The sequence below is a fragment of the Porphyromonas sp. COT-239 OH1446 genome (assembly GCF_000768875.1).
Classification (GTDB): Bacteria; Bacteroidota; Bacteroidia; order Bacteroidales; family Porphyromonadaceae; genus Porphyromonas.
Map to the genome: position 1 here is coordinate 1 of NZ_JRAO01000012.1, position 12,324 is coordinate 12,324.

General features: G+C 52.6%; 8 protein-coding genes and 1 pseudogene. 3 read left to right on the forward strand and 6 right to left on the reverse strand.

From position 1 onward, the window contains the following. Positions 1–481 precede the first annotated feature (481 nt). Positions 482–2,206 carry an ABC transporter ATP-binding protein gene (locus HQ37_RS03145; protein WP_036880362.1) on the reverse strand — a complete coding sequence of 575 codons (1,725 nt, stop codon included), beginning with the start codon at positions 2,204–2,206 and terminating at the stop codon, positions 482–484. After that, entirely contained in the window at positions 2,199–3,977 is a 1,779-nt protein-coding gene (locus HQ37_RS03150; RefSeq protein ID WP_036880366.1) for an ABC transporter ATP-binding protein, read from the reverse strand. Before HQ37_RS03150 ends, HQ37_RS03145 begins: the two co-directional genes overlap by 8 nt. A gap of 366 nt (positions 3,978–4,343) precedes the next feature. On the opposite strand from HQ37_RS03150, the gene HQ37_RS03155 reads away from it, so the two are divergent. After that, positions 4,344–4,847 carry a PaaI family thioesterase gene (locus HQ37_RS03155; RefSeq protein WP_369794062.1) on the forward strand — a complete coding sequence of 168 codons (504 nt, stop codon included), beginning with the start codon at positions 4,344–4,346 and terminating at the stop codon, positions 4,845–4,847. Between the two features lie 29 nt (positions 4,848–4,876). Here the strand turns inward: HQ37_RS03155 and bioC are convergent, their stop codons facing one another. From bioC to HQ37_RS03170, 3 genes are read right to left on the reverse strand one after another with little or no spacing between them, the layout of a single operon-like run. Continuing rightward, entirely contained in the window at positions 4,877–5,662 is a 786-nt protein-coding gene (bioC, locus tag HQ37_RS03160) for a malonyl-ACP O-methyltransferase BioC (RefSeq protein WP_036880372.1), read from the reverse strand. Continuing rightward, positions 5,656–6,324, reverse strand: coding sequence for a DUF452 family protein (locus tag HQ37_RS03165; RefSeq protein WP_036880376.1), 669 nt, complete (start codon positions 6,322–6,324; stop codon positions 5,656–5,658). Before HQ37_RS03165 ends, bioC begins: the two co-directional genes overlap by 7 nt. 7 nt (positions 6,325–6,331) lie before the next feature. Beyond that, the gene (locus HQ37_RS03170) at positions 6,332–7,495 is read right to left on the reverse strand and encodes an 8-amino-7-oxononanoate synthase (protein WP_036880378.1); all 1,164 of its coding nucleotides are present in this window, start codon (positions 7,493–7,495) and stop codon (positions 6,332–6,334) included. 321 nt (positions 7,496–7,816) lie between these two features. Here HQ37_RS03170 and rpsO point away from each other — a divergent pair, with 321 nt between their 5' ends. Next, positions 7,817–8,086, forward strand: a complete 270-nt coding sequence (gene rpsO, locus HQ37_RS03175) for a 30S ribosomal protein S15 (protein WP_036880379.1) — start codon at positions 7,817–7,819, stop codon at positions 8,084–8,086. Positions 8,087–8,422: 336 nt separating this feature from the next. Next, positions 8,423–11,188, forward strand: coding sequence for a tetratricopeptide repeat protein (locus HQ37_RS08050; protein WP_052080722.1), 2,766 nt, complete (start codon positions 8,423–8,425; stop codon positions 11,186–11,188). 507 nt (positions 11,189–11,695) lie between these two features. On the opposite strand, the pseudogene HQ37_RS03185 reads toward HQ37_RS08050, so the two are convergent. Next, a pseudogene (locus HQ37_RS03185) lies at positions 11,696–12,324 on the reverse strand (transposase); the annotation flags it as partial.

Sequence of the window (12,324 nt, forward strand, 5' to 3'; positions counted from 1 at the left end):
GGTACTGCGTCTAGTGGGAGAGTAGGTAGCCGCCGTTTTTTTGTAGAGAGAGGGTGTTAGACTTTAAGGTCTGACACCCTCTGCTTTTTTGTGGGTTTTATGGCCCATCGCCTTTATCTCCCATGGCCATCTCCTTTGGCCCTGCTCCACACTGCCCCTCTCTCGCCTCCTCCTCCTTTCCCTTTTCCTGCACCCAAGACTGCNTTATCTCCCATGGCCATCTCCTTTGGCCCTGCTCCACACTGCCCCTCTCTCGCCTCCTCCTCCTTTCCCTTTTCCTGCACCCAAGACTGCTAGGCATTCTCGCCCCTCGAGGGGCTAGGAGGGGTTATCTATGGAGAGGATAGAAGAGGAGTAAGGGGGACTTGGCCTTTGGTGAGGCTTGAAATAGTCCCCTTTCCTCCCTCCTCTTTCTGTAGGTACAGAGGAGGAGAAGATGGGAAGGTCGGATGGAGGCCCTTAGCCTTGCTTGTACTCTCTATCAGCAGCCCTGTCTCTTGAGCATCTGAGCATAAGTGGGGGATTGAGCTCTGAGCTCCTGGTCTGTTCCCTGGGCTTCGATCTGCCCTTCGTTTAGGAGAATGATCTGATCGGCCCCTCTGATCGTACGCATTCGATGAGCAATGATGATCACCGTCTTGCTCTTGATCAACTCGGATAGTGCCTCTTGAATTAGGCTCTCATTCTCCACATCGAGCGAGGCTGTAGCTTCGTCAAGCAAGATGATCGGAGCATCTTTGAGGATCGCTCTAGCAATGGAGATCCTCTGACGTTCGCCTCCAGATAGTCGTTGCCCATTCTCTCCGATGAGGGTATCTATGCCCTCAGGCATGCGGTTGATGAACTCCTCACAGCGGGCTATTTGGGCAGCTCTCAGTATCTCCTCGTCCGTTGCCCCTTTCTTCCCAATACGGATGTTGTCCTTAATGCTGGCATTGAAGAGGAGCACATCTTGGAAGACAATGGCGTAGCTCTCGAGCAGAGTCTCAGGGTCTATCTGACTAATATCTATCCCTCCGAGGAGTATTTGGCCTCGCTGAATATCCCAAAAGCGGGCCGCCAGCTTGGCCAGTGTAGTCTTCCCACTACCCGAAGGGCCAATAAGGGCTGTTACCTGCCCCTGCTTGGCCGTGAAGCTCACCCCATTGATCACAGAGTACTCCTCATAGCCAAATGCCACATCTCGAAACTCTAGGTCATAGCTTTCGGGTCTAAGATCTCGTCGTCCAGTCTGTATTGGCATGGTTTTGATCTCTTTGATGCGTGCTACCACGCCATCGAGGAGCGAGATCATGGTCATGAAGGAGACGATCCCCTCGATCGGAAGGTAGATGCTAGAGGTAAGCATCAAGTAGGCGATATAGACCAAGATGTTGATCTCCCCCACAATGAGCAGGTGAGCTCCATAGACTGCAACGGTTACGATACCTAGCCTCAGGAGCATAGCGGCCAATGAATTGGCAATCCCAGCGGAGAATTCGCCTTTGATCTTGGTTTGGGTCGAGTGCTCCAGTTTAGTGTAGAATGTCTCTAGGGCTCTCTGCTCCATATTGTAGGCCTTGACCTCCTGTATTTGGTCTATGGTCTCCTGTAGGCTGTCAATAGTCTCTCGACTGGCCTGAACGAACTGGTCTATGTGCCTCTTGCGCCAATGTTTTGAGAGCCTAAAGATGAGCAACGAGCACGGTATCACCCATAGAGCGGCCAAGGCGAGTTGCCAGTTGTAGCTCAGGATCATGATAGAGATGATTGTCGTAGAGATGATCGTCGAATAGATGTGGGGTACAGAGTGGGAGAATATCTGCTCGTAGAGGGTTAGGTCGCTCATCATCGTGGCCGATAGGTCGGCCAGATCTCGCTTGCCGAAGTACGAGAGGGGCAGGCTCTTGAGCCGATTGGCTAGGTCTATGCGCATGTTCGCACTTTCGCTGTAGACATTGTCGTAGAGGCGAATATAGTCCCATCTGGCCACTAGATACATCGTTAGCAGCATGACGCAGACGATGATGCTGTAGTCCAAGAGCGAGAGCTCCGATAGGGAGGGTATATCCTCCAGAGCACCAAGATACTGGAAGAGGAATAAGAACCCAACCATGGGTGGGAACATCTTTGTCAAGTTGAGGACGGTGTGCGAGAGGATGGATTTCTTGAGATTCTCTGCTCCGGTCCGGGACATAGCATATCGCTTCTGAAAGTATTTAGTCATAGTTACCTCCTATCTTCCAATGTGCGGCTCTTTGGTATTCATTCCAAAGTTTTTTGTAGATACCGCCTTGATCTAATAATGTTTGATGTGTGCCACTCTCGGCGATCGTCCCCTGGTCGATGACGAGGATACGGTCGGCATGAATAACCGAGGAGAGCCTATGGGCGATCATGAGCGTTGTCTTGCCCTTGGATAGCTCTCTGAGTGAAGCCTGGATAATATGCTCGTTCTCGGGGTCTGTGAAGGCTGTCGCCTCGTCGAGGATAACGAGGTCGGCATCCTTGAGCAATGCCCTAGCGATGCAGATCCGTTGGGCTTCACCCCCAGAGAGATAAGTCCCCCGCTGACCATAGACTGTCTCGAGGCCTTTGTCTAGGCGTTGGATGATCTCCTGAGCCCCTGAGCGTATGAGAGCCTGCTCGATCTCCTCCTCTGTGGCCTCGGGGCGAGCCAGGAGAAGGTTCTCCCTCAGAGTCATTTTGAAGAGCTTAGAGTTTTGGAATACAAAGGCTATTCGCTGCATGAGGGCTGCTTGCTCGTATTCCTTGATATTGACTCCACCAATGAGGACTTCTCCCTCGTCTGCGTCGTAGAAGCGTGCGGCTAGACGGGCAATGGTTGTCTTCCCCCCTCCCGAGGTGCCAACGAGAGCGACACTCTCACCTCGCTTTACCTCGAACGATACGTCTCGGAGTACCTGCTCCTTCCCATAGGAGAAGGAGACATTGCGAAACTCCAGCTCCCCGACACCCTCTCTGCGAGTCCCTTGCTCCAACGTCTTCCCCTCGAGACAAGCATCTATCTTGTCCAGGGCTAGCTCGGCAAAGTAGATGTAGTTATGGATCGTTGCGCTACGCATGACGAAGATCCCAAAGGTCGGCCCGATGAGCAGATAGATGACACTATGCCCCAGGGTTTGCCTGAGATCGCCCCCGTGCTGGATGAGTAGGATGGCCATCGGTACGAGGAAGAATGCTGTGGAGCTGACCAAGGCTTCGTATAGAGACATTTTGTTTCGAAAGGACATACTCCAGCGTACCACAAGAGCCTTAGACTTCATGATCAGTGCATAGAGCCGCTCGAAGCTCTCAATGCTCTGAGCAAAGGTCTTGACCACGGGGATGCAGCGCACGTACTCTACAGCCTCTGCCGATAGGGCAGTCAGATCGTTGTAGTACTCGTCCCGCATGTTCATGTTGGCCTTGGTCATCATCGTGCCCATGAGCAGAAGTGCAATGATAAGGGGAATTGCACTCGCAAGCCCGAGCCTCCAGTCGAAGAGGAAGAAGAAGATGAGGAGGACGATAGGGGTCGTGATCGTCATCGCTAGGTCGGGGAGCTGATGGGCGAGCATAGAGTGGGTCTCGGCTGCTCCGTCTACGATCGTTTTGCGCAGCCTGCCACTTTCGTTATTGATGAAGAAGCCGAGGGGCTTGCTCAGCAACTTCTTGACACTCTCTTTGACAATGTTCTCCTCGACCTCGAAGGCAAAGAGGTGCGAGGCTAGTAGGGCTAGAAAGTAGAGGAATAGTCCTCCTGCTGCAAAGCTCGCAGCCAGGATGGCATTCTCCCGAACGCTCGAAGTCTCGATGCTGCCCGAGAGGATGATGGGGCTGACGATCCTGTGGATGTAAACCATGGGCATGAGTACCAGTACTCCCGAGAGGGCCGAGCAGAGCATGGCCAGGGGGAGCAGATAACCTCGCCTGCCTGAGTAGGGGAGTAGCCGCTTGAGGATCGGCTTTTTCTTAGAGTTCTTTTTCTGAGGCATGATAGGTCTGTATACTAATGGGTTGATTTATTTTTTCTTGAGACAAAGGTCGATATACGAATAGAGGGCTACAATACCTTGTTGTTGTGATTTTTTCACCTCCTTTCCCCTACTCTTGCGATGGGGCGGCTGCGGAGATCCTCTTGCTTGGAAGGGGCACAGGAGCAGGCTAGCCCTCGGGGCTCGAGCGACAAGGGCTCTCAGAAGTTCTGTCGCTGGTGAGGATGCTCCTACTCTGCTTGTGCTGCAAAGATAGCCCTGGGACTGTGGCGGGCTGTCGCTCTCAGTGCGAGATGGGCACATTATCGTCAGATCGTGTGTTTTAGTTACCTTTAGCCTCACCAATACCTTATTGATTAGACGAGTATGAAAATGAAGGATCAGGAGGCTGCCATACAGACAGCCTTCCAAGACTATTATCCCGAGGGCTTTGCCCATTGCTTTGGCTGTGGACGCCTCAACGAAAGAGGGCTGCATGTCCGAAGCTATTGGCTGGATGAGGCCGCTGGTGAGGCTGTGGCGTGGTTTACCCCCTCCTCGGAACACACGGGCGGTTACCCTGGCTTTGTGTATGGCGGGCTGATCGCTGCCCTCCTAGACTGTCATGGCAATGGTACGGCCGCTGCTGCAGGGTATGCCTATCGGGGACGGCCTTTGGGCAGTCTACCTGCTCTGAGGTTCGTTACCGCCCATCTCTCGCTGGACTATCTGCGTCCGACGCCCATGGGCTGTCCGCTAGAGCTCAGGGCTCGTGTCGCTGAGATCTCTGAGCGCAAGGTGCGCCTCGAGCTCAGTCTGAGGGCTGAGGGGGTAGAGACGGTGCGTGCGGAGATGGTCTGCGTCCTGCTGCGAGAGGCGTCGGGGAAGTAATCCCCAGCCTTAGCTCTCTCGAGTGAGGGCTAGTCTTTGCGGGCTAGGATATAGATCGGGTGATAGGTCAGGTGTACGCCTCCCGAGGGGGTGCTGTACCTCTCCTGGTAGTCCTGGACGAAGGAACGGAGCTTGGAGGGAGTCCAGAAGCCCCCTCCGTCAGCTGTACCCGTTACCCCAGTGTGTTTGAGGTGTAGGAGTACCTCCCGAGGCGAAGTGAACTCGAGCGGGTAGAGCTCCTCCTCGACCGAATACTCGCCGAAGCTCTCTGCGAGCCAGGTCTCTAGTTCCCCTCGCTCGGCATAGCTCAGTCCTCTACTGGTTAGGGCCTTGAACTCATACAGATTGCTCACTCCGAAGGTGCTCAGCAGCAGCACGCCCCCAGGTCGAAGCCTCTCGGAGAGCCCCTTGAGGAAGGCTCTCGGGTCATGAAACCATTGCAGGGCCGAGGCCGAGACGATGAGGTCATAGCCCCGCCCGAGGTCAATCTGCTCAGCATCGCCGATCAAGTAGCTGACCTTTGCCTTCCGAGAGGCAAATCGCCCTGCCTCCTGGATCGCAGGGTGCAGGTCGTTGAGCGTCCAGTGCTCCACCTGCCAACGCTCGTCGATGTAGCGGCTAAAGCCCCCCGTCCCGCAGCCTACCTCGAGGACGCGCCCGAAGGACTGTAGCCCGAGACCTCTCAGCCGCCCGCCGAGGGCCTCGTAGACATATTGCTGCGCTATGGCACAGCTGTCGTACGAGGCGGCCGAGGCACGAAATCGGGCCGATACCCTTGCCTTATCTATTTGCTGCTCACCTCGCTTCTCTACCATAGCTCCTGCCAACAGGTTTTTCCCCCCATGAAGTAATGCGCCGCCTCGGCCTCGTAGCTCGTCTCTACGCCTGCCCCCTGCCAGTAGCGCAGCTGATTGGCTGCTGGGAAGATGCGATCCTCGCCTGCGACCCAAGCCTTCGTCCACAGGGGCGAGGCTGGGCTATGCTGCTCCTCGGCCAGCTCGAGGGTCTGTACTCGCTCGAGCTCCTGGCGGATCTCCTCGGTTGAGCGACGCTCTAGGGCCTTGAGCAGGTGGGCATAGATCTTCCCCCCACACATACGGCGGTTAAATCGTTTGCGGTTGGCCTCATTGAGCCCTGCGAGCGTACCTGCGAAGATCTCGACGGGGATCCCATGCAGGTCGTCCATGGGGCGACCCGTGCCGCAGAGGGCAATGCCCCGCTCTAGGGGCAGCTGGCTGAGTTGTGCACTGAGTCGATCGGCTGCCCAAACGCCCATAGACCAGGCAACGAGCGAGATGCCTTCGTAGCGAGAGCAGTCGAGCTCGAGATGGTCGTCCCGATAGTCCCACACGACGGCTAGGTCATGACCTGGGGGGAGGCTGAGGTGGGTTACAGACTCGGGCGTCATCGCCCAGCCGTTGAAGAAGAGGATCAGTCGCTCGGCATCTGCGTGCTGAGCAAATAGTTGATGCTGCATAGTCGGTTTAGAGGCCAATGTGCTGCTCCTGTAGCAGACGGATCAATAGGGGGGCAAGCTCTGCCGTAGGTGTTTGGCTCGTGAGTGAGAGGCGCAGCCTAGCACTACCCTGAGGCACCGTAGGCGGACGGATCGGGAGGACGTAGTAGCCGAGGGCCCTGAGCTGCTCGGCGATCTCTACTGTTGGCTGTGCCTGCCCGATCGTGATCGGGATGATGTGGCTCTCGGAGGGCGTTGTGCACCCAGCCTCTCGGAGGGCTTCCCGTAGCCCCGTGGCGTAGCCTCTGAGCCGATCTCGCTCTGCCGTGTAATCAGGCAAACGCTCTAGAACCTCTCGGGCAAGGGCTATGCTCGAGGGGGGCAGGGCAGTCGAGAAGATCAGCGAGCGACAGCGATTGATCAGCATCCGTCGTATGACCTCGTCGCAGACGATGTAGCCACCCATGCTGGCCAGGGCCTTGCCCATAGTACCGACGAGGAGGTCTATCTCCCCGATCGTCTTCGTCTCCTGCGCTAGCCCAAGCCCCGTCTCTCCGAGTACCCCGACAGCGTGAGCCTCATCGACGTAGAGCATGACCTGAGGATAGCGATGCTTGAGGGCAACTAGGCCCTGTAGATCAGCCCGATCGCCGTCCATGCTGTAGAGGCTCTCGACCATGACGATGATGCGAGGGGCATCCTGATACTTACGGAGTAGCTGCTCGAGGTGGTTGAGGTCGTTGTGCCTGAAGCGGGCGAAGGTGCAGCCCGAGAGCCTGATCCCGTCGATCATGCTGGCATGCACCAGTTTGTCTGCCAGGACGATGGTATCCCCCTGGCAGAGGGCTGGCAGGATGCCGAGGTTCATGTGATAGCCGCTGTTGAAGACGAGGGCCGCCTCTCGGCCGAAGCGTCGGGCTAGGAGCTCCTCGAGCTCTGTGTAGACCTCGTAGTTGCCCGTGAGCAGCCTCGAGGAGGTGCTCCCCCAGAGCCCATACTGGGCTACGATCCTCTGCATCTCCTCGCTCAGGTCGCCCCGGGAGGCAATCCCGAGGTAATCATTGCCCGAGAGGTTGAGCATACGTCTGCCCTCGGCGATGATGTATGCACCATCGTGCTGCATGGGGTAGAGCTGTCGCTCCATGCCTGTCTCTTGTAGGGCCTTGAGGGTTGCGGCGAAGGGGTTGTTCATCTGCTGTATCCGTCCAGTGGGGGGAATGTAATTTGCGCCCAAAGGTAGCGAAAAAGCCCCATCCCCCTGCCCCCGAGCTCTCTGTCATTGTCAAGAAGTGCCTTCCTAGGGGGAGACCCTCGCTCATCTCTCTATCCTGCTGAGGACGGAGCTCCCGAGACACGAGCCCATGAGCCCCTCCCCCTAGAGGGCGGGAGGGCTTAGGGGAAAGGTTGGGCTAGGGCTTGTGGGGATGAGGGGAATTGTCTACCTTTGCGCCACGATCCGCAAGCGTCAAGAGTTAGGCGGGAGCGGTATTATGGTTCAATTAACAGTTAAACAATGTATTTAGACTCAGCTAAGAAGACAGAGCTCTTCGAAAAGTATGGCAAGTCGGCTACAGACACCGGTAGCCCCGAGAGCCAGATCGCAATCTTCTCGTATCGCATCGCTCACCTGACCGAGCACCTGAAGAGAAATCACAAGGACTACAGCACGCAGCGTGCCCTCAAGATGATCATCGGTAAGCGTCGTCGTATGCTTGACTATCTGCTCAAGAACGACATCGAGCGTTATCGTGCAATCATCAAGGAGCTCGGCATCCGTCGCTAATCCTTACCTTGTTGCCCTCTAGGGCACGGGAGCATATCAGTAGACCATTCACCCTCTAGGGGGTGGATGGTCTATTCTTTTTTGTGTATGGATCGGCTTGCTTACAGAGCTCTTGATCATACGATATATTTCTCTAGCTTCGCCTGATCCAGGGTGGGGGATGCCTCATTGTCTGTCAGAGATGGAGCTACTCGGCATCCCTCACCCTTGCCATGCCCCCCCTTGAAGGCGAAAGGGCGGCAATCCCTATGCCCAGCCTGCCTATATGCTGAGATAATTATTTACCTTCGCAGAGAAAACAATATTTTCCATAGAACACCCAAATACCAAAATTTTATGAAAAAGAAAGAAACCACAAAGAAGACTTCGATTAGGACCAACCTAGACAAGGCTGCTGGCAAAACGAAGGTAACCACAAAGAAGGCGACAGATGAAACAGGTTGTCTCGCCCCAATATTCCATCTTATTAGAAAAGTTTGGCCACGAGAAACATCTAACTCGAAGACGGACTTTCCTAGAAAAAGGAGTATATGGATAGCAGTAATACCAATGATTATACTTCCCTTGATGATTGGTTTCTCTCTCTCAAGGGTCGAAGGCCTAATTAGTTTATTCAATGACGAAGTAGACGAACAACTAGAGACAGCCATAGAGAGGACGCTTGAGGATGGTGATACTCCTAGTGAAAGACACATTGAATCTAGCAAGCGTCTGAAAGAGTACTTCTATTCTCCAAATTCATTCCAGGTAAAGGGCGAAGATGAAGAAAAACTCATTGAAATATTCAAGAAGAGAATGCCAGAGCAACAGGTCGCCTCAAACGATTTCATCCTAAGGAGAATTGATGAAGGTGTTGGACTTGGAATGAGCCCAAAATATATCTTATCTCTTCTCCGAGAACTGCCTATAGAAGAAGGATATACAGCGATAGAGGTAACTTTAGAGAAGATGCTCCGCACGGGGCGCATCCATTCACAGGAGGCGAAGCAGCTTGTCGCAGAGATTGCTCAATTTACCTTAGGGCACATTGACAAGCTAGCCGAGAATGAAACCCTACTGAGAGAGGCAGGATACAATTATCTCGCTGAAACCTTAGGGAGTATCAGGAGAGTACTGACAGGAGAGAGTACCCGAAGTCTAACCTCTGTCTATGAGGAATTCAAGGAAAGAGAGCAGCAGAATGAGATTAGGGTTCTCGAAGAGCTAATCGAGGCGGCTAAGTTCCGGTTATCCTTCGATGAGGCTTGTCGTTTCTATGATCGATTGCTTGAGCTTGCACCTACTGCTGAGTACCACTTCTATTATGCACACTTGCTCCAAGGTCTCAGAGATTTTAATAAATCCAGGAAGCATTATGAGGAGGCACTGAAATCACTTGAAATAATGCAGAAAAAGGATCAAGAGCATCGTGATATTTACAAAACAAATATTGCGAACATCTCGAATAACTTGGGAAGCTTACTCAGCGACATTGACGAGCTCAAGAATGCCAAAGCTCATTATGAGAAGGCTTTGGGAATATACAAAGAGTTGGCTCGCAAGAATCCACAAAGGTATAACCCAGATTTGGCTATGACTTTTAATAACTTCGGGTTATTGCTCAGCGAAATGGATGAGCTTAAGGGGGCTAAAGAATACTACGATGAGGCACTTCGTATACGTCGAGCTTTAGCCGAAAAGAATTCACAGGTCTACAACCCGGATGTTGCTACGACTCTAAATAATTTGGGAAGTTTACTCTCTACAACCGCTAAACCCAAGGAAGCTCAAGAGCACTACGAGGATGCGCTCGAAATACGTCGAGCATTGGCACAAAAGGATCCATGGGCGTATAACCCGGATTTGGCTTCAACACTAAATAACTTGGGAGTATTGCTCAGCAGCAATGGCAACCGCAAGGAAGCCCAGGAATACCTCGAGGAGGCCCTCAAAATACGCCGAACATTAGCCGAAAAGAATCCACGAGCATATAACCCTGATTTAGCTTCAACACTAAATAATTTGGGGGGCTTACTTGACATCATGGGTAAACATGAGGAAGCCAAGAATCACCTCGAAGATGCATACAATATACTCAAAGGGTTAGCCGAAAAGTATCCACAAGCCTACAAGCCTGATTTAGCTGCAACATCAAATAATTGGGGGAACTTACTTAAGAATGATGGCAAACGCAAAGAGGCCAAGACTCGCTATGAGGAGGCTCTCAAATTGTATGAAGAGTTAGCACAAAAGAACCCAGCAAAATACCTCCCCAATAAGGCTGGAGTCTTAGATAACTTAGGGACTCTATTCAGTGTCGATAGCGCACTCAAAAAGGATGCTCGAGGTTGCTACGAGGATGCACTCGAAATACGCCGAGCATTGGCACAAAAGAATCCACGGGCGTACAACCCCGATTTGGCCTCAACACTAAATAATTTCGGGGTCTTACTTAAGAATGATAACAAACATGAAGAGGCCAAGACTCACTACAAGGAAGCTCTCAGATTGTATGAAGAGTTAGCGGAAAAGAATCCAGGGAAATACCTCCCTGATAAGGCTAGAGTCTTGGATAACTTAGGGGCTCTACTCAGTGAAGATAGCAAACTCAAAAAGGAAGCCCAAGAGCACTACGAGGATGCACTCGAAATACGCCGAGCATTGGCACAAAAGGATCCACAGGCGCACAATTTCGCTCTAGCTAGCACACTACACGCATTGGGAGGTTTGCTTGATGATACTGACAGACCTAACGAAGCTAGGGAATGTCTAGAAGGTGCCCTTAAAATACTCCGAAAGTTTTCTGAAAAGGATAGACAAACACACCGACCTAAAGAGGCAAAAACCCTGCGTAATCTTGTATACCTTTATAGTAAGTTAAAGATGATGAAGGAGGCGAAAGAAGCTTACCGAGAAGCTCGCAATATGTTTCAGGAGCTTGCAGCCTGCGATCCTAAGGACTATGAAGTCGCCTATGCTGAAATGTTTATTATGGGGGTAAACTTATTGGGTAGACCTATCGAAGAGTTAAAGGAGGCAAAGGCGATCCTACGCCAATACCCCGGGCACCCCGAGTACCAGAAACTTTGGAATACGATAAACAAGCATACTAATAAGAATTAGAGCTTGATAGAGAAGCTGAAGCACACGGTCTCTAAGGACACTCTCCTGTACACAGCTGAGCTCAAGCCTAGGTTCTGTCATTTCTTAAAGTCTAACGTGGGTTCGGTTCGTGCTTAGGGGGCTAGACTCCGATTACCCTGGCGGGCTGTGTGCCTCCCTCTTCGAGCCCTCCACCTTACCCCGCTGGGGGAGTGAATAGGGCTACCGGCGAGAGGGTAGTGGGGTTGTCATGAAGGTCTAAGTAGGATCGTTGTGGAGACTCAGATAGGAGTTCGATCGAACTCCTACTTAGACCTCGATGGCATTCCTATTTGGGTGTCGTGTACTGAAAAAAGTTGACAGTGAGTGGAGCTGGTTCTAGAATAAGTTTACAGGGTTTGTGCTATAGCTCTGAATTGGGTTGACANTGTCGTGTACTGAAAAAAGTTGACAGTGAGTGGAGCTGGTTCTAGAATAAGTTTACAGGGTTTGTGCTATAGCTCTGAATTGGGTTGACACTCTGCCGCCTTAGGACGACTTTCTGTTGACACGTGCAAATTTAGCCTTTTGTTGGGCATTCATTCTACGAGACAATTGGGGCGCAACCTGAGGCAAATCGTCCTTCCACCCCAGCAAAGGGTTGACATGCTCTGAAATAAGGACTTGCATAGGCGTCTTACCCCCGAGAGCTTGATGCGGTCGGGCCTCATTGTACATCTGAACAGCCCGATCGACANGTCTTACCCCCGAGAGCTTGATGCGGTCGGGCCTCATTGTACATCTGAACAGCCCGATCGACAGACCGCTTCGCCTCTTCGAAGGATTGCCGCTCGCTGGAGACAGACCAAGAGTTCTTGAGCGTATTGTTCATTCGCTCGGCCAAAGCGTTATGCAGTGGATCACCCGTTTGGGTCATACTGATGCGGCAGCCGCGATCCTGAAGCTCTGAAGTGTAAAGGCCGCAGGCATACTGAATCCCACGATCGCTGTGATGGATCATCCCTTTTGTTTCAATTTGATGCTCTCTGTAGAAGGTAAATGCTTGATGCAGGGCATGTAACGGGCCCTCCACCTCTAGAGTAGGGTGCAAACAATGCCCGACAATGCAGCGACTGTAGGCATCGGTAAGTAGGGAAAGATAGGCAAAGCCTTCTTTG